An 18,851-nucleotide genomic window follows, 5' to 3' on the forward strand; every position below is an offset into this window, starting at 1 on the left:
ACCGGGAGACCGCACCGGGCGAGGTGCGGTCTTTCCTTGATCAACAACTAACTTTCGTCCGATAGGACAAAAGTTAGCGTCATCTTGGATGAAGCTCTAGACATGTGCTCCGGAAGGCTCCTACTGTGACGGGCACAGCGCGCTGGCGTTGCGTCGACGTGCACGAGTGCCTGACGGAGGTGAGTCCCTGTGCGCACCCCGGGAGCGCTGCATCTGCGGCTGCTGAGGCTGTTGCGCGACGAGGGTGCGGTGTCCCGGGCCGAACTGGCGGACCGGTTGCAGATACCTCGGCCGCGCCTGCTCGCCGAGCTGGAGCGCCTGGTCAGCCTCGGCTACGTCGCGGAGGCCGGACTCGCCGCATCCCGGGGCGGGCGCCGCTCCACACTTGTCGAACTCAGCCCCGACCTGCGGTTCGCCGCCGTCGACCTGGGCGCCAGCTCGATCGACGTCGAGGTGGTCAACGGCCGGCTCGAACCCGTCACCGCGTACGCCGAGACCAGCGACATCCGCTCCGGCCCCAAGGTCATCCTGCAGCGGGTGCACGAACTGCTGCACAAGGCGAAGGTCGACGGGGCGTACGAGCGGCTGCACGCCGTCGGCATCGGCGTACCGGGGCCGGTGAGCTTCCGGGACGGCGTACCGGTCTCGCCGCCGATCATGCCCGGCTGGGACCGCTTCCCCGTCCGCGAACTGCTGACCCGGGAGCACGGCTGCCCGGCGGTGGTGGACAACGACGTCAACATCATGGCCATCGGTGAGCGGCACGGCGGAGTGGCGCACTCGGTCGACGACTTCCTGTTCGTCAAGATCGGTACCGGCATCGGCTGCGGCATCTACCTCTCCGGCGAGGTCTACCGGGGCACCGACGGCTGCGCCGGGGACATCGGGCACATCCAGGTCGAGTCGCACGGTCCGATGTGCTCCTGCGGCAACCTCGGCTGCCTGGAGGCGCTGTTCAGCGGCGCTGCGCTGGCCAAGGAGGCCACCGTGGCGGCCCGCAGCGGCACCTCGCCGGCGCTCGCCGAGCGACTCGCCGCCTCCGGCGCGGTCACCGCGCTCGACGTCGCCGAGGGCGCCATCGAGGGGGACGTGACCTGCATCCGGCTGATCCGCGACGGTGGTCGGCGGGTCGGCGGCGTACTGGCCGGCCTGGTCAGCTTCGCCAACCCGTCGATGATCGTCATCGGCGGTGGGCTGGCCCAGCTCGGCCACATCCTGCTCGCGGAGATCCGCAGTGTGGTCTACCGGCGCTCGCTGCCGCTGGCCACCGGCAACCTGCCGGTGGTGCTCTCCGAACTCGGCCCCCGGGCGGGGGTCGCCGGCGCCGCCGTGCTCGCCACCGATGTCGCGTTCGCGGAGGCGTCATGACGGCAGCACGGGACAGTCTGGACAGCGGCGAGGTCGTCCTCCGGCTCACCGACGTGGTGAAGACCTTTCCCGGGGTACGCGCGCTGGACGGGGTGCAGTTGGAGGTACGGGCCGGCGAGGTGCACTGCCTGCTCGGTCAGAACGGCGCGGGCAAGTCGACGCTGATCAAGGTGCTCTCCGGCGCCCACCAGCCCGACTCCGGGCAGGTGGAGTGGCTCGGCCAGCCGGTGTCGCATCGCAACCCGCAGGCCGCGATGAGGGCCGGCATCGCCACCATCTACCAGGAGCTCGACCTGGTCGAGGACCTGTCGGTGGCCGAGAACGCCTTCCTCGGGCACGAGCCGCGCCGGCTCGGCTTCGTCCGGCGCGGACACATGGCCCGGCAGACCCGCCAGATCCTGGCCCGGCTCGGGCACCCGGACATCCCGCCCCGCCGGATGGTCCGCTCGCTGCCGTCGGCCGGCAAGCAGATCGTCAGCATGGCCCGGGCGCTCTCGCACGAGGCCCGGCTGATCATCATGGACGAACCGAGCGCGGTGCTGGCGCACGACGAGGTCGGCAACCTGTTCCGGATCATCCGGGAGCTGACCGCGCAGGGCATCGCGGTCATCTACATCTCGCACCGGCTGGAGGAGATCCGCGAGATCGGCGACCGGGTCACCGTACTCAAGGACGGCCGGACCACCGCGGCGAACCTGCCGGCCCGGACCACCCCGACCCGCGACCTGGTCAGCCGGATGACCGGCCGGACCATCGAGTACGTCTTCCCGGACCGCCCCGCCGAGACGCCCGCGGCCGAGGAACTGCTCCAGGTGCGCGACCTCGGCCGGGAGGGCGAGTTCACCGACGTGTCGCTGACCGTGCGGGCCGGTGAGATCGTCGGCATCGCCGGCCTGGTCGGCTCGGGCCGCTCCGAACTGCTGGAGACCATCTTCGGCGCCCGGCAGGCCAGCTCCGGCACGGTGTCGATGGCCGGCCGGCAGGTCCGGCCGGGCAGCGTCGGCGCCGCCGTCCGGGCCGGCATGGGGATGGCGCCGGAGGAGCGCAAGAGCCAGGCGCTGCTGCTCGGCGACCCGGTCTACCGCAACATCACGCTGGCCACCTTCACCCGCTGGGCCCGGCTGGGCTTCACCGACGCGGGCCGGGAGCGGGCCGAGGCGAGCGAGGTCGCCGACCGGCTGGAGTTGCGGCCCCGGGACGTCCGGCGACCGGTCCGGACGCTCTCCGGCGGCAACCAGCAGAAGGTCGTGGTCGGCCGCTGGCTGCTCGGCGACACGAAACTGCTGCTGCTCGACGAGCCGACCCGGGGCGTCGACGTCGGCGCCCGGGCCGAGCTGTACCAGGTGATCCGGGGGCTGGCCGCCCGGGGCGTGGGCGTACTGCTGGTCTCCAGCGAGGTGCCGGAGGTGCTCGGCCTGGCCGACCGCGTGCTGGTGATGCGGGAGGGCCGGGTGGTGCACGAGGCCCCGGCGGGAGAACTCGACGAAGACACCGTGCTCGACCTCGTGATGGCGGGGTCGCTGATGGAGGGGGCGCCAGCGTGACCGAACGTACCGAGACCGCCGCGCCGGCGGGCACGGCGCCGCCCGTGGACCGGCCGTCGTCGGTGTCGCCGGCACCGGCCGGAGCGGCGGCCCATCAGGGTGCCGGGGCGGCCGCGAACTCCACCGGCCGGTGGAGCGGCGACGCGGGTGAGGCCTTCCGGCGCAACCTGGGACTGGTCGGGGTACTGGTGGTGCTGGTCGTGATCGGCATCGTCACCCGCCCCGACCTGTACGGCGACTCGGCCTGGGTGCGGTCGAACATCTTCTCGATCCTCACCCTGGCCTCGGTGGTCGGCGTGGTGACGGTGGGCATCACCTTCGTGATCATCGGTGGCGGGATCGACCTCTCGGTGGGCGCGATCGTGGCGCTGGCCGGGGTCTGGAGCACCACGGTCGCGACCCAGAGCTTCGGCGCCGGAGGGATGATCTTCACCGCGATCGTGGTGGCGACCTGCGTCGGGCTGGTCAACGGCCTGCTGATCTCGTACGGCCGGCTGGTGCCGTTCATCGCCACCCTGGCCATGCTGGTCGCCGCCCGGGGCCTGGCCGCGGAGATCTCCGACAAGCAGACCCAGGTCTCGAACAACGCGACAATCAACGGCATCGCCAGCACGGATGTGCTGGGCATCCCGGTGCTGGTCTTCATCCTCGCCGGGGTGGTCGCGGCCGGCTGGGTGCTGCTCAACCGCACCACCTTCGGCCGGCGTACGGTCGCGGTCGGTGGCAACCCGGAGGCGGCCCGGCTGGCCGGCATCAACGTACGCCGGCACACCATGCTGCTCTACGCGCTCTCCGGCCTCTGCTGCGGAATCGCCGCGATCATGCTCACCGCGCAGGCCAACTCCGCGCAGGCGGCGATGGCGAACCTCTACGAACTGGACGCGATCGCCGCGGCGATCATCGGTGGCACGCTGCTCAGCGGCGGCCGGGGCACCATCATCGGCTCCCTGCTCGGCGTGATCATCTTCGCCACCATCACCAACCTGTTCGCGATCAACGGCCTCTCCACCGAGGCACAGAACATGGTCAAGGGCGGCATCATCGTCGCCGCCGTACTGCTCCAGCAGTTCCGGTTCAAGTCGGTCACCCAACTCCTCGCCCGCAACAGGCTCACCTCGACGAACTGACCCACCCGCAACCCCTCTCCCGGTGGCTCCCGCCGCCGGTGGCCGGCCCGGTCACCGGCCGGTGCACCCCACCCACCCCTCGAATAACCAGGAGGTCGTCATGACCCAGCACGATCCGCTCCGGCCGGTGCGCGACCTGTCCCGCCGCCGGCTGCTGCTCGGCGGGGCGGCGGTGGGCGCCGGTGCCCTGCTCACCGCCTGCACCAGCAACGAGACCGGTTCCGGTGCCGGCGGGAACGAGCAGGTCAAGGAGGCCGACAGCTCGGCCAACCCGAACAGTGCCCCGGGGCAGAAGGTCGTGATCGGCTTCTCCGCACCGGCCGCCGACCACGGCTGGCTCGCCGCGATCACCAAGAACGCCGAGGCGCAGGCGAAGGTCTACTCCGACGTGGAGTTCAAGATGGTGGCCGCCGGAGCGGACGCCGCCGCCCAGCGGGCCGCGCTGCAGACCCTGATCGCGCAGAAGCCGAACGTGATCGTCATGCTCCCGCACGACGGCAAGGAGCTGAACGCCTCCGGGCTGGCGGCGATGAAGGCCGGCATCCCGGTGGTCAACCTGGACCGGGCCTTCCCGGACGCGCTGGCGTACCGGCTCCAGATCAAGGGCGACAACTACGGCATGGGGGTCGCCGCCGGTCGCTACATCGGCGAGCAGATGAAGACCAAGGGGATCGCCAACCCGATCATCGGCGAGATCGCCGGCATGGATGAGCTGGAGCTGACCCAGGAGCGGTCCGCCGGCTTCGCCGCCGAACTGGCCGTCTACGGCTTCAAGGTGACCAACCGGCGGGCCGCCCGGTTCACCGCCGACACCGGCCAGAGCGAGGCCTCGCAACTGCTCCAGGCGCTGCCCAAGATGGACGCGCTGTGGAACCACGACGACGACCAGGGCATCGGGGTACTGGCCGCGATCAAGCAGGCCAACCGCTCCGAGTTCATCATGGTCGGCGGCGCCGGCTCCAAGGCCGCCATCGACGCGATCGCGGCCGACAACAGCGTCCTGAAGGCAACCGTCACCTACAGCCCCTCGATGGCCTCGTCGGCGGTCTCGCTGGCCCGGCTCATCGCCCAGGGCAGGGGCATGTCCGACCTGGTCGAGCTGCAGGTGCCGAAGGAGATCACCTTGGCCTCCGAGACGATCACGAAGGAGAACGCGAGCGCGTACGCCAAGCTCGGGTTCTGACACACCGGGGGGAGACCCACCTTGTCCACGAACGAGAAAGAACTGCGGGTCGGCATGGTCGGCTACGCGTTCATGGGCGCCGCGCACTCGCAGGCGTGGCGGACCGTGAACCGCGTCTTCGACCTGCCGGTACGCGCCCGGATGGCCCTGATCTGCGGCCGGGACGAGTCCAAGGTCGCCGACGCGGCCGACCGGCTCGGCTGGGAGGGCCACACCACCGACTGGCGGGAACTGATCGCCCGGGACGACATCGACATCGTCGACGTCTGTACGCCCGGCGACAGCCACGCCGAGATCACCATCGCGGCCCTGGCGGCGGGCAAGCACGTCCTGTGCGAGAAGCCGCTGGCCAACACGGTCGAGGAGGCGCGGGCCATGGTCGCCGCGGCGGCCAAGGCCCAGGCGGTGGGCGTACGGGCGATGTGCGGGTTCAACTACCGCCGGGTACCCGCGGTCAGCCTGATGCGGGAGCTGGTCGCCTCCGGCCGGCTCGGCGTGATCCGGCACGTCCGCGCGGTCTACCTGCAGGACTGGATCAGCGATCCGCAGTTCCCGCTGGTCTGGCGGCTCCAGAAGGACAAGGCCGGGTCCGGTGCGCTCGGCGACATCGGGGCGCACATCATCGACCTGACCCAGTTCGTGACCGGTCAGCGGATCGCCGGGGTCAGCGCGATCACCGAGACCTTCGTCAGAGAGCGGCCGCTGCCGGCCTCCTCGAGCGGACTGGCCGCCTCGGCCGACGGTGCCGGGGCCGCGACGGGTCAGGTCACCGTCGACGACGCGGCGATCTTCGTGGCCCGGCTCGACGGCGGCGGACTCGCCACCTACGAGGCGACCCGGTTCGCCACCGGCCGGCGCAACGGGCTGCGGGTCGAGATCAACGGTTCGCTCGGCTCGGTGGCGTTCGACCTGGAACGCCTCAACGAGCTGGAGTTCTACGACGCCACCGAACCCGGCGCCGAGCAGGGCTTCCGGCGGATCCTGGTGACCGAGGGCGACCACCCGTACATGGCGGCGTGGTGGCCGCCGGGGCACATCATCGGGTACGAGCACTCGTTCACGCACGAGCTGCGCGACTTCCTCGCGGCGATCGCCACCGGCTCGGACCCCACCCCGTCCTTCGCCGAGGCGCTGCAGGTTCAGCTCGTGCTGGACGCCGTGGCCCGCTCGGCGGAGCGGGATTCGTCCTGGACGCCGGTGGAGCCGGTGCCCGCCCCGATCGTCGCGTAACCCGGTAGGTACCACCCAACCGCGTAGCCCAAACTGTCCACCCGTCGGGTGGCCCGGCCCGGGACCCGGGCCGGCGAACCCGACCCGAGCTTTCCGGAACGACCGGCGAGGGTCCGATCGCGGTTTGCGCCCCGCGACCGGAGGGAGGTCGGACCGGAAGGAACCGCACGCGCCCGACGGAGCCCGCTCCGGCCGGGTCGTGCGACAGGTGACACGGCCGTCCGGTGTGGCCGGACCGGGATTCCCCGGTCGCACCGGACGCCGTGCACACCCGCGGTGGCACAACCGCGCGGTACGCCACCGGTGGCACAACTACACAGTGGACCGCGACCGGAGCCGGCAACGCCGCCGCCCGGTCGCCTCGGATCGGGGGAGGCAGGACCGCGACGCCGACCGGCCCTGCCTACCAAGCCCCGTCCGCCCGCACGGTCACGGGCCCGGGCAGTGCCGTTGCCGCCGACTCCGGCGCTGCCGCACGGGATGTTCCACCGCGACGGTCGGGCGGGCGGGGCGCTTTGCTCGACTGCGAGGCAAGATGTCTCGATAGGCGGATTCGACGGGTCGCTCCGAGCCCGGTTCCGTCGAACAACCTCCGGCCGGCTCAGGCCGTCCGGCACGGGAGGGAGGAGCACTGATGCGTACGGGTCTATGGCTGGTTGGCGGACGTGGTTCAGTCGCGGTGACCAGCACCGTCGGGGCGTTGGCCCTGCGGGCCGGGCTCGCCGGGCCGACGGGCTGCGTGACCGAGTTGCCGGCGCTGCGTACCGCCGCCCTGCCGGCCATGGCCGACCTGGTCTTCGGCGGGCACGACATCGCCACCACCCCGCTGGTGAAGAAGGCGGAGTCGCTGGCCGCGACGGGCGTACTGCCGGCCCGGCTGGTGGCGGCGCTGGCCGAGGAACTCGGCACGGTCGAGGCCGAGCTGCGCCCGGCGCCGACCGGTGGCCCGCAGGCCGCCGTCGTCGAGGCGATCGTCGCCGACCTGACCGGTTTCCGCGTACGGCACCGGCTGGACCAGGTGGTGGTGGTCAACGTCTCCTCGACCGAGCCGACTCCGGACCCGCACCCGGCGCACGCCCGACTCTCCGAACTGGACACCGCCCTCGCCGACGGGAGCCCGCTGCCGGCCAGCTCGACCTACGCCTACGCTGCCTTCACCGCCGGCTGCTCCTACGTGGACTTCACCCCGTCCACCGGCGCCCGGCTGCCCGCGCTCGACGAACTCGCCCAGCGGGCCGGCCTGCCGTACGCCGGGCACGACGGCAAGACCGGGGAGACCCTGGTGAAGTCGGTCCTCGCCCCGATGTTCGCGATGCGGCACCTGCGGGTACGGAGCTGGTCCGGCACCAACCTGCTCGGCGGCGGCGACGGGGCCAACCTGGCCGAACCGGCGGCGAACGCGGCCAAGTCCGCCAGCAAGCAGCGGGTACTCGGGGAGACCCTGGGCTACGTCCCGCAGGGCAACACCCGGATCGAGTACGTCGACGACATCGGCGACTTCAAGACCGCCTGGGACCTGGTCACCTTCGCCGGCTTCCTCGGTACTCCGATGCGGATGGAGTTCACCTGGCACGGCTGCGACTCCTCGCTCGCCGCGCCGCTGGTGCTCGACCTGGCCCGGCTGACCGCCGCCGCGCACCGGGCCGGCCGGAGCGGGCCCCTGACCGAACTGGCGTTCTTCTTCAAGGACCCGCTCGGCGACGTGCCGCACGCCCTCGCCGAACAGTGGGCCATGCTGCGTGCCTTCGTCCGCGAGCTGGACCGCGAACCCGGTTCGGGAGGCTCGGATGCCGTCGCTGCGTGACCTGGCCGAGCTGGTCCGGGCGCCGGCCGCGCTCTCGGTACCCGGTGACGTGGTGGCCGGGGCCGCCGCCGCCGACGCGCTGGACCGCCGGGTGCCGGGGTTGGCCGGGGCGTCGGTGCTGCTCTACTGGGCCGGGATGGCCGCCAACGACCTCGCGGACCGCGAACTCGACGCGCGGGAGCGGCCGGAGCGGCCGATCCCGAGTGGACGGGTATCGCCGGGACTCGCCCTCGGCGTCTCCGCCGGGCTCACCGCCGCCGGGATCGGGCTCGCCGGGCTGGCCGGTGGCCGTCGGGCGCTCGCCGTGGCGGTGCCGCTGGCCGGCGCGGTCTGGGCGTACGACCTGTGGGCCAAGAACACCGCGGCCGGGCCGGCGGTGATGGCCGGCTGCCGGGGGCTGGACGTGCTGCTCGGCGCGAGCGGCGGCCGGATGGTCCGGGCGGTGCCGGCGGCGCTGACGGTGGCCGCGCACACGTACACGGTCACCGAACTCTCCCGGCGGGAGGTCTCCGGCGCGACCCGGGCGCTGCCGGCGGCGACCCTGGCCGGTACCGCCGCGGTGGCCGCCGCCGCGGTGACCCGGCGCCGGGCCGGCAACCCGGACCGGCAGGCCGGCCGGTCCCGCTGGCGGGCCCTGGTCCCGGCCGCCCTCGCCGGCTGGTACGGCCTGCAGTACGGCACCGCGCAGGCCCGGGTGGCGGCGGACCCGCAGGCGGCCCGGGTCCGGGCCGCGGTCGGCGCCGGCATCACCGGCCTGCCCGCGCTACAGGGCGCGCTGGTCGCCCGGGCCGGCGCCGCACTCCTCGGCGTCGCGGTGGCCGCCGCCGCTCCGCTCGGCCGCCACCTCGCCCGGAAGGTCCCGCCGACATGAGCGCCGGAGGTCCCGCCGAGATGAGCGCCGGAGGTCCCGCCGAGGTGAGCACTGGAGGTCTCGCCGAGATGAGCGCCGAAGGTCCCGCCGAGGTGACCGTCGCCGGCTCCGCCGCGTCCGGGCTGCGGTTCGGGTACGGGACCAACGGCTTCGCCAACCACCGGCTGGACGACGCGCTACGGGTGATCGCCGATCTCGGCTACCGCGGCGTGGCGCTGACCCTCGATCACGACCACCTGGACCCGTTCGGCCCGGACCTCGCGGCCCGGGTGGCGGCGGTCGGCCGGAGCCTCGCCGTGCACGGTCTCGGGGTGGTGATCGAGACCGGGGCCCGCTACCTGCTGGACCCCTGGCACAAGCACGCCCCGACGCTGTTGCACGACGACAACGCGCTGCGGGTCGAGTTCCTCCGCCGGGCCGTCGCGATCGGGGCCGATCTGGGCGCCGAGGCGGTCTCCTTCTGGTCCGGTGTACGCCCGGCCGGTGTCGACCCGGCGACCGCCTGGGACCGGCTCGTGGCCGGCTGTGCCGAACTGGTCGGGGTCGCCGACGCCGCCGGGATTCCGCTCGGCTTCGAGCCGGAGCCGGGGATGCTGGTGGCCGAGATCGCCGATTGGTGGCGGCTGCGGGACGCCCTGGGCGCCCCGCCGGGCTTCGGCATCACCCTCGACATCGGACACTGCCGGTGCCTGGAGCCATCCCCGGTGCCCGACTGCGTCACGCGGGTGGCTCCGCACCTGGTCAACGTGCAGATCGACGACATGCGCCGGGGCGTGCACGAGCACCTGGAGTTCGGCACCGGCGAGATCGACTTCCCGCCCGTACTGCGGGCGCTGGCCGAGGCCGGGTACGCCGGGCTGGTCGCCGTCGAGCTGCCCCGGCACTCACACGCCGCCCCCACCGTGGCGGCACAGTCGATCGAATTCCTCCGCGCCGCCGCCGACGCCGGGTTCACCGAGGCGCGGACCGGGTTCACCGACGCGCGGACCAGCACCGCGCCGGATCGAGGGAGGGCGACCGGCACACCGGACTAGGGGGCACCGGGGGACCGCGACCACCATCCACACCGGAAACTGGGGAGGACCGGATGGAACCGGAACCGGAACTGGAACGACTGCGGGCGGCGCTGCTGGCCGTACCCGACGGGCGGCCGCCCGACCGGGACTGGCTGGCCGAGGCGTTACGCCGGGTCGGCGCCGAACCCGCCGCGCTCGGCCGGCTCTTCGCGGCGGCGGGCCGCAGGTGCGGCCGGGCACCCCTGCCCGACCTGCCGCAGTGGTCCGCCGACGACGCGGCCCGGGTGCTGCTGCTCGGCGCGCTACCCCCGACCGAGCTGCCCAAACAGGTCGAGATTTGCTACCGGTACGGCGACGCGGCCGAGAAGCGGGCGGTGCTCCGGGCGCTGCCGCTGCTGCCGGTCGGTGACGCCGGAGTCCCGCTGCTGCACGACGCGATCCGCACCAACGACACCCGGCTGGTCGCCGCCGCCCTGGGCCGGTACGCCGACCGGCTCGACCAGGCCGCATGGCGGCAGGCGGTGCTCAAGTGCGTATTCACCGGGATCCCGCTGGCCGCCGTGCACGGCCTCGACCGGCGGGCCGACGCCGAGCTGGCCGGGATGCTGGCAGGTTTTGCCGAGGAGCGCCGGGCGGCCGGCCGGGACATGCCGGCGGACGCGACCGCGTTGCTGGCGCGACTGAGCACGCTCGACCGGTCGGGGACCCCGACCGGGCCGGGCGCGGAGGAGGCGTGATGCGAATCTTCGACCCGCACATCCACATGACCTCGCGGACCACCGACGACTACGAACGGATGGCCGCGGCCGGGGTACGCGCCCTGGTGGAGCCGGCGTTCTGGCTCGGTCAGCCCCGTACCAGCGCCGCCTCCTTCGTCGACTACTTCGACTCGCTGGTCGGTTGGGAGCCGTTCCGGGCCAGCCAGTTCGGCATCCGGCACCACGCCACCATCGCGTTGAACCCGAAGGAGGCCAACGACCCGCGTTGCCGGGAGGTGCTCGACCTGCTGCCCCGCTACCTGGACAAGGACGGCGTGGTGGCGGTCGGCGAGGTCGGCTACGACTCGATGACGCCGGAGGAGGACGAGGTCTTCGCCGCCCAGCTCGCCCTTGCGGTCGAACACCAGCTGCCGGCGCTGGTGCACACCCCGCACCGGGACAAGGCCCGGGGCACCGAACGCAGCCTGGCGGTGGTCGCCGAGTCCGGGCTCGACCCCGGCCGGGTGGTGATCGACCACCTCAACGAGGTGACCGTGCCGCTGGTCCGCCAGACCGGCTGCTGGCTCGGCTTCTCGATCTATCCGGAGACCAAGATGTCGCCGCCGCGAATGGTCGAGCTGCTCCGGAGGTACGGCACCGAGCGGATGCTGGTCAACTCGGCCGCCGACTGGGGCCGGTCGGATCCGCTGCTGACCAGGGCCACCGGGGAGGCGATGCTGGCCGCCGGATTCGACGCCGACGACGTCGACCGGGTGCTCTGGCGCAACCCGGTCGAGTTCTACGGCCAGTCCGGCCGGCTGGAACTCGACGCTGACGGGCCGGCCGGAGCCGGTGGTGCCGCTGACGGGCCGGCCGGAGCCGGTGGTGCCGCTGACGGGCCGGCCGGAGCCGGTGGTGCCGCCGGCCCGGCGTCCGGTACCGCGCCGCCGCCCGGCACCTTCCAGGGGAACTCGATCCTGCGGGGCGGTAGCTGATGCGGCTGCGGCACGCCGACGGGCAGACGGTGCACCTGAGCTACTGCACCAACGTGCATCCGGCCGAGGACCTGGCCGGGGTGCTGGGGCAGCTCGACACGTACGCGGTGCCGATCCGGGAGCGGCTCGGCACCGACGTACTCGGATTGGGGTTGTGGCTGGCCGCGCCGGTGGCGGCCGGGCTCGCCGCCGACCCGCAGACCCGGCGGCGGCTGCGCGCCGAGCTGGTCGCGCGCGGGCTGGAGGTGGTGACCCTGAACGGGTTCCCCTACCGGTCCTTCCACGCGCCGGTGGTGAAGCAGGCCGTCTACCACCCGGACTGGACCACCCGGGAACGGCTGGTCTACACGCTGAACCTGGCGACGGTACTGGTCGACCTGCTTCCCGACGACGCCCTCCGGGGTTCGGTCTCCACCCTGCCGCTGGCCTGGCGCGAGCCCTGGGAGCGGCGACAGGCCGACCGGGCGGCCCGGACGCTGGACGAGCTGGCCGCCGGGCTGACCCAGATCGCCTGGCGTACCGGCCGGGCGGTCCGGGTCGGCTTCGAACCGGAGCCGGGCTGTGTGATCGAGTCGACGGGCCAGGCGGTCGCCGCACTGTCCCGGGTGGACACCGACAGACTCGGCATCTGCCTCGACCTGGCCCATCTCGCCTGCGCCTGGGAGGACCCGGCGCAGGCGCTGGGCCGGCTGCGCGCCGCGGGGCTGCCGGTGGTGAAGGTGCAGGTCTCGGCCGCGCTGGCCGCCGCCGACCCGGTCGCGGCCGCCAAGGACCTGCGCGGGTACGTCGAACCGCGCTTCCTGCACCAGACCCGCGCGGAACCCTGCGGAGGGGCCGCCGATCCCGCCGACCCGGCGCACGCCGCCGACGACCTGGACGCGGCGCTGGACGCCAACCTGCCCGGCGCCTGGCGGGTGCACTTCCACGTACCGCTGCACGCCGTACCCGCCGCACCGCTGGAGTCCACCGTCGCGGTGCTCCGGGAGGCGCTGCGGGAGCTGTTCGCCGGGCCGGTCGCCGGCTGCGACCACCTGGACGTCGAGACGTACACCTGGGGGGTGCTGCCGGTTGGACAGCGTCCGGGGTCGGACGCGGAGCTGGCCGGCGGGATCGCTGCCGAGCTGGCCTTCGCCCGCGACGAACTGCTCGCGCTCGGGCTGACCGGGGTCTCTGCCGACCCGACCGTAATCCCTGGCGGCCCGGCAGCCGGGATTTCTGGCGGCCCGGCCGCCTCCGCATCCGGGCCGAGGAGGCACGATGGCTGATCCACTGGTGGTTGTCGACGTGGTCGGGCTGACCCCCCGGTTGCTGGCCCAGATGCCCCGGCTGCGCGCCCTGGCCGACGCCGGCTGCCGGGCCGAACTCGGCACCGTACTGCCGGCGGTGACCTGCTCGGTGCAGGCGACCCTGCTCACCGGGGCGCTGCCGGCCGAGCACGGCATCGTCGGCAACGGCTGGTACTTCCGGGACCTCGGCGAGGTCCTCCTCTGGCGCCAGCACCACGCGCTGATGGGCGGGGAGAAGGTCTGGCAGGCGGCCCGCCGTGAGCGCCCGGACTACACCGTGGCGAACGTCTGCTGGTGGTACGCGATGGGCGCCGACGTGAACTGGACCGTGACGCCCCGGCCGATCTACTACGCCGACGGGCGCAAGGAGCCGGACTGTTACACCGACCCGCCCGAGCTGCACGACGAGCTGACCGGGAGGCTGGGCGGGTTTCCGCTCTTCACGTACTGGGGGCCGGGGGCGGGACTGCCGTCGTCGAGGTGGATCTGCCGGGCCGCCGAGCAGGTCATGGTCGAGAAGAATCCCGACCTGACCCTGGTCTACGTCCCGCACCTCGACTACGACCTGCAACGCTTCGGCCCGTCCTCGCCGCAGGCGGCGGCCGCCGCGGTCGAACTGGACGGGGTACTCGGCCCGCTGCTGGACGCGGCCGCCGCCCGGAACGCGACAGTGGTGGTGCTGTCGGAGTACGGCATCACCGAGGCGAGCCGGCCGGTGGACGTGAACCGGCTGCTCCGGGCCGAGGGGCTGCTCCGGGTCTACACCCAGGACGGGATGGAGTACCTCGACCCGTGGACGTCCCGGGCGTTCGCGGTCGCCGACCACCAGGTGGCGCACGTCTACGTCAGGGATCCGGCCGACGTGCCGGCGGTGGCGAAGCTCTGCGCGGGGCTGCCCGGGGTCGCCGAGGTGCTGGACGCCGCCGGTAGGGCCGCGCACGGGCTGGACCACGAGCGGGCCGGCGAGCTGGTGCTGGTCGCCGAGCCGAACGCCTGGTTCAGCTACTACTACTGGCTGGACGACGCCCGCGCCCCGGACTTCGCCCGGCTGGTGGAGATCCACCGCAAACCCGGGTACGACCCGGCGGAGCTCTTCTTCGACCCGGCCGCGCCGGGCGCGGCGAAGCGCCGGGCGGCGGTGGCGCTGCTCCGCAAGAAGCTCGGGATGCGCTACCTGATGAGCGTGGTGGGGCTGGACGCGGGCGCGCGGGCGGTACGCGGCTCGCACGGGCGGCTGCCCGCCGACCCGGCGGACGGTCCCGTCCTGCTCTGCTCCGACCCCTCGGCGGCGCGGGACCGGTACGCGGCTACCGAGGTCAAGGGCCTGCTGCTGCGCCTCGCGGGCCTGTCCGGCCGGTCCGATGCCGGCTCGGTCACCGACGGCTCGGTCACCGACGGCTCGGCTGAGCTGTCGAGTGGAGAGCGACCGTGACGGCCACCGTGCCGGAGGTGGATCTGGGTTCGCTGCGGAAGCGCTTCGACGCCCAGCTCGCGGCCTTCCTCGACCGGCAGGATCCGGACTGGCCGGACGGTGCGCCCCGAGGCGTCTTCACCACACTGCACCGGTTCGTGCTGGCCGGTGGCAAGCGGCTGCGTCCACTCTTCTGTTACTGGGGCTGGCGCGGTGCCGGTGGCGCGGACGGTACGCCGATCGTGGCCGCCGCCGCCGCGCTGGAGCTGTTCCACGCCTTCGCACTGATCCACGACGACATCATGGACGGCAGCGACCGGCGCCGGGGCGAGCCCTCGGTGCACCGGCTCTTCGCCGACCTGCACGCCCGGTCGGCCTGGCGCGGCGACCCGGCCTCGTACGGCCGCAACACCGCGCTGCTCTGCGGTGACCTCTGCGCCGCCTGGGCGGACCAGATGTTCCACGAGTGCGGAATGTCCCCGGAGCAGGTGCACCGGGGTTACCGGCACTTCGCCACCATGCGTACCGAGGTGATCGCCGGACAGTACCTGGACCTGGTGTCCGGGGTCGGGGACGGTTCGGTGGCCAGCGCGCTGACCGTGATCCGGATGAAGGCGGCCCGCTACACGGTGACCCGGCCGTTGCAGATCGGTGCCGCCCTGGCGGCCGGATCCGCCGAGCTGCTGACCGCGCTGGCCGCGTTCGGCGATCCGCTGGGCGACGCGTTCCAGCTCCGCGACGACGTACTCTGGGTCTTCGGCGATCCGACGGTCACCGGGAAGTCCATTCTGGACGACCTCCGGGAGGGGAAGCCGACCGTGATGATGGCGCTGGCCCGGGGGAGTGCCGACCGGGCCCAGGCGCAGCGGTTGCGAGCGCTCTTCGGCAACCCTGAGCTCGACCCGGAGGGTGCCGCCGAGCTGCGGGCCATCATCGTCGACACCGGTGCACTGGACCGGATCGAGCAGATGATCAAGGTACGCGTCGACGCGGCGCTCACCACACTTGCCGACATGCCACTCTGCGACGGAACCGCGGAGGTGCTGGCCGGTCTGGCCGCCGAGACGGTCAACCGGCGGTTGTAGCCGCCGGCAACGAGGAACGACGACTTTTCACCGTGTCGACAAAAGTTCATGTTGATGTGTCAGAAGGTATGGACACATCGACACATCGAAATTACTGTGTCGAGCACAGCTCAGAATTGCTACGTCGAGGTAACCGACGGCGCGGTTAGCCCACGACAGCGGTCGCGTACCGGTGTGCCCATGCCGGTGCACGGTCGCGGCTTGGCGGGACGGCGGCCCCCGGGCGGAGTTCCACCCCGACGGCATCTGGCGCGACGGCGAGCGCCCTGCCTGTACGCATCTGTCCAGGACGGGAGTGCACGACCATGTCCCTCACCGACCATCCCCGCCCGCCCGGCCGATCCGGTCGGTCCCATCCACCCGGCCGATCCCGACCGGCACGCCGACGTCGCTGGGCGGCGGGTGCCGCGCTGCTGCTGGTCGCGGCCACCCTTCCGGCGGTACTCGCCCCGGCAGCCCCGGCCGGGGCACACCCGATCACCGCGTCGGACTTCCAGCAGGTGACCCTGGCCCGCGGCGTCGCCGAGGTGGGCGAGCCGATGACCATCGCGGTGCTGCCGGACCGTTCGGTGCTGCACACCGCCCGCAACGGCACGCTGCGCCGCACCGACGCGGCCGGCAACACGGCGGTGCTCGGCACGCTGCCGGTCTACACCCACGACGAGGAGGGGTTGCAGGGCGTCGGCGTCGACCCCGGCTTCGCCACCAACCGGCAGATCTACCTCTACTACGCCCCGCCGCTGAGCACGCCGGCCGGTGACGCCCCGGCGAACGGCACCCCCGCGCAGTTCGCGCCGTTCGCCGGGGTCAACCGGCTCGCCCGGTTCACCCTGAACGCCGACTTCACCCTCAACATGGCAAGCCAGGTGACCGTGCTGGACGTGCCGGCGGACCGGGGGATGTGCTGTCACGTCGGCGGCGACATCGACTTCGACGCCGCCGGCAACCTCTACCTCTCCACCGGGGACGACAGCAACCCGTTCGAGTCCGCCGGCTACGCGCCGATCGACGAGCGGACCAACCGCTACCCGGCGTACGACGCGCAGCGCTCGGCCGGCAACAGCAACGACCTGCGCGGCAAGATCCTGCGGATCAAGGTGAACGCCAACGGGACGTACTCGATCCCCAGCGGGAACCTCTTCGCGCCCGGCACCGCGAACACCCGGCCCGAGATCTACGCGATGGGCTTCCGCAACCCGTTCCGGATGAGCGTGGACAGGGCGACCGGGCACGTCTACGTCGGCGACTACGGCCCGGACGCCGGCTCCACCAACGCCAGCCGGGGGCCGAGCGGGCAGGTCGAGTTCAACCGGATCACCTCGCCCGGCAACTACGGCTGGCCGTACTGCACCGGGACGAACACCAGCACCGAGACGTACAACGAGTGGACCTTCCCGGACGGGCCGAGCGGGGCGAAGTACAACTGCACCGGCGGGCCGACCAACAACTCGTTCCGGAACACCGGCCAGTCCACCCTGCCGCCCGCCCGGCCGGCCTGGATCCGGTACGCCGGTGACGCCGGCAGCCCGCCGGAGTTCGGCGGCGGCTCGGAGTCGCCGATGGGCGGCCCCGTCTACCGGTACAGCGCGTCGAATCCGTCGACCACCAAGTTCCCGCAGTCCTTCGACGGCCAGTTCTTCGCCACCGAGTTCGGTCGGGGCTGGATCAAGCCGATCCACGTCGACGCCGACGGCTCGCCCGGCACCATCGACACCTTCGGATGGGTCGGCAAGCAGGTGATGGACTCCGCGTTCGGGCCGGACGGCTCCTACTACGTGCTCGACTACGGCACCGGCTACTTCAACGGGGACGCCAACTCGGCGCTCTACCGCTTCGACTACGTCGGCGGAGGCAACCGGGCCCCGGTCGCGGTGGCCAGTGCCAACCCGACCTCCGGGATCGCACCGCTGACCGTCAGCTTCTCCTCGGCCGGCTCCGCCGACCCCGAGGGCGGGGCGCTGAGCTACTCCTGGGCGTTCGGCGACGGCGGCACGTCGACGGCGGCGAACCCGACGAAGACGTACACCGTGAACGGCACGTACACGGCGACGCTGACCGTACGCGATCCGGCCGGCGCCACCGGGACCGCCAGCGTCACCATCCGGGTCGGCAACACCGCGCCGACGGTGACCATCAACGCCCCGGCCAGCGGTCAGCTCGTCGCCTTCGGTGACGCGGTGCCGTTCTCGATCACCGTCACCGACCCGGAGGACGGCACCATCGACTGCTCCCGGGCCAAGATGAACTACGTCCTCGGGCACGACAGCCACGGCCACCTGATCACCTCGGCCACCGGCTGCTCCGGCACCCTCACCATGCCGGTCGACGGCGAGCACGACGACGCGGCGAACATCTTCCCGATCTTCGACGCCGAGTACACCGACCGGGGTGGGCTGACCACGCACACCCAGCACGTCCTGGCGCCGAAGCACCGGCAGGCCGAGCACTACGGCAGCTCGTCCGGGGTGAACAGGTTCACCAAGGCCGCGGCCGAGGGTGGCCAGACCGTCGGCGACATCCACAACGGGGACTGGATCGCCTTCCAGCCGTACCGGCTGGCCGGCGTCACCTCGTTCAGCGCCCGGGTCTCGTCGGCCGGTGCCGGCGGCACCCTCCAGATCCGGGCCGGCTCGGCCACCGGGACCGTACTCGGCAGCGCCGCCGTGCCGGTCACCGGCGGCTGGGCCACCTTCACCACCGTGACCGGCACGATCGGGAACCCGCCGGCCGGCACCACCACGCTCTACCTGACCTTCGCCGGCTCCGGCACCGGCGCCCTCTACGACGTGGACGCCTTCACCCTGCAGACCGGCGGCTCCGGTGGCGGCACCGGCCCGATCGTCGGGCTCGCCGGTAAGTGCCTGGAGATCGAGGCCGGCGGCACCGCCGACGGCAGCCAGGCGCAGATCTGGACCTGTACCGGGTCAGCGCACCAGACCTGGACGAGGAACGGCCAGACCCTGCGTACCCTGGGCAAGTGCCTGGACGTCTCCGGTGCCGGCACCGCGAACGGCACCAAGATCCAGCTCTGGACCTGCAACTCCACCGGTGCGCAGAACTGGGCGCCGCAGGCTGACGGCTCGCTGCGCAATCCCGGCTCGGGCAAGTGCCTGGACGTCTCCGACAACAGCTCCGCCGACGGCCAGAACGTCCACCTCTGGGACTGCATCTCCGGCGCCGCCAACCAAAAGTGGACCCTGCCCTGACGTGGGAGGAAGGGCCCCTGTTATCGG

The 18,851-nt window shown here is 72.7% G+C and carries 14 protein-coding genes; all 14 read left to right on the top strand.

What is annotated here, in order from left to right; genetic code table 11:
- Positions 1–189: 189 nt before the first annotated feature.
- The 14 genes from ABNF97_RS20195 (at position 190) to ABNF97_RS20260 (ending at position 18,824) form a co-directional block, all read left to right on the top strand.
- Complete coding sequence (locus tag ABNF97_RS20195) at positions 190–1,368, top strand: ROK family protein (protein ID WP_130460989.1); 1,179 nt, start codon at positions 190–192, stop codon at positions 1,366–1,368.
- A complete protein-coding gene (locus ABNF97_RS20200) occupies positions 1,365–2,912 on the top strand; it encodes a sugar ABC transporter ATP-binding protein (protein ID WP_349339411.1) in 1,548 nt (515 codons plus the stop codon). Before ABNF97_RS20195 ends, ABNF97_RS20200 begins: the two co-directional genes overlap by 4 nt.
- Positions 2,909–4,039 carry an ABC transporter permease subunit gene (locus ABNF97_RS20205; RefSeq protein WP_130460987.1) on the top strand — a complete coding sequence of 377 codons (1,131 nt, stop codon included), beginning with the start codon at positions 2,909–2,911 and terminating at the stop codon, positions 4,037–4,039. Before ABNF97_RS20200 ends, ABNF97_RS20205 begins: the two co-directional genes overlap by 4 nt.
- A gap of 100 nt (positions 4,040–4,139) precedes the next feature.
- Positions 4,140–5,222 carry a substrate-binding domain-containing protein gene (locus ABNF97_RS20210; protein WP_349339412.1) on the top strand — a complete coding sequence of 361 codons (1,083 nt, stop codon included), beginning with the start codon at positions 4,140–4,142 and terminating at the stop codon, positions 5,220–5,222.
- A gap of 54 nt (positions 5,223–5,276) precedes the next feature.
- Positions 5,277–6,452 (top strand): Gfo/Idh/MocA family protein, encoded by a 1,176-nt coding sequence (locus ABNF97_RS20215; protein ID WP_502930526.1) that lies wholly within the window; start codon positions 5,277–5,279, stop codon positions 6,450–6,452.
- 634 nt (positions 6,453–7,086) lie between these two features.
- The gene (locus tag ABNF97_RS20220) at positions 7,087–8,256 is read left to right on the top strand and encodes an inositol-3-phosphate synthase (RefSeq protein WP_349339414.1); all 1,170 of its coding nucleotides are present in this window, start codon (positions 7,087–7,089) and stop codon (positions 8,254–8,256) included.
- Positions 8,240–9,127, top strand: a complete 888-nt coding sequence (locus ABNF97_RS20225) for an SCO3242 family prenyltransferase (protein ID WP_349339415.1) — start codon at positions 8,240–8,242, stop codon at positions 9,125–9,127. The genes ABNF97_RS20220 and ABNF97_RS20225 overlap by 17 nt, the downstream gene beginning before the upstream one ends.
- Before the next feature lie 68 nt (positions 9,128–9,195).
- Complete coding sequence (locus ABNF97_RS20230; protein WP_349339438.1) at positions 9,196–10,161, top strand: sugar phosphate isomerase/epimerase family protein; 966 nt, start codon at positions 9,196–9,198, stop codon at positions 10,159–10,161.
- Positions 10,162–10,214: 53 nt separating this feature from the next.
- Positions 10,215–10,880: an EboA domain-containing protein gene (locus ABNF97_RS20235; protein ID WP_130460982.1), complete on the top strand. Its 666-nt coding sequence runs from the start codon at positions 10,215–10,217 to the stop codon at positions 10,878–10,880.
- The gene (locus ABNF97_RS20240; protein WP_349339416.1) at positions 10,880–11,836 is read left to right on the top strand and encodes a TatD family hydrolase; all 957 of its coding nucleotides are present in this window, start codon (positions 10,880–10,882) and stop codon (positions 11,834–11,836) included. The genes ABNF97_RS20235 and ABNF97_RS20240 overlap by 1 nt, the downstream gene beginning before the upstream one ends.
- The gene (eboE, locus tag ABNF97_RS20245) at positions 11,836–13,101 is read left to right on the top strand and encodes a metabolite traffic protein EboE (protein WP_130460980.1); all 1,266 of its coding nucleotides are present in this window, start codon (positions 11,836–11,838) and stop codon (positions 13,099–13,101) included. The genes ABNF97_RS20240 and eboE overlap by 1 nt, the downstream gene beginning before the upstream one ends.
- On the top strand, positions 13,094–14,554 hold the full coding sequence (locus ABNF97_RS20250; RefSeq protein ID WP_349339417.1) for an alkaline phosphatase family protein: 1,461 nt from the start codon (positions 13,094–13,096) through the stop codon (positions 14,552–14,554). Before eboE ends, ABNF97_RS20250 begins: the two co-directional genes overlap by 8 nt.
- Positions 14,551–15,618: a polyprenyl synthetase family protein gene (locus ABNF97_RS20255; RefSeq protein WP_349339418.1), complete on the top strand. Its 1,068-nt coding sequence runs from the start codon at positions 14,551–14,553 to the stop codon at positions 15,616–15,618. The genes ABNF97_RS20250 and ABNF97_RS20255 overlap by 4 nt, the downstream gene beginning before the upstream one ends.
- 305 nt (positions 15,619–15,923) lie before the next feature.
- Positions 15,924–18,824, top strand: a complete 2,901-nt coding sequence (locus ABNF97_RS20260) for a PQQ-dependent sugar dehydrogenase (RefSeq protein ID WP_349339419.1) — start codon at positions 15,924–15,926, stop codon at positions 18,822–18,824.
- Positions 18,825–18,851: the final 27 nt, after the last annotated feature.

This window comes from Plantactinospora sp. B6F1 (assembly GCF_040120695.1).
Classification (GTDB): Bacteria; Actinomycetota; Actinomycetes; order Mycobacteriales; family Micromonosporaceae; genus Plantactinospora.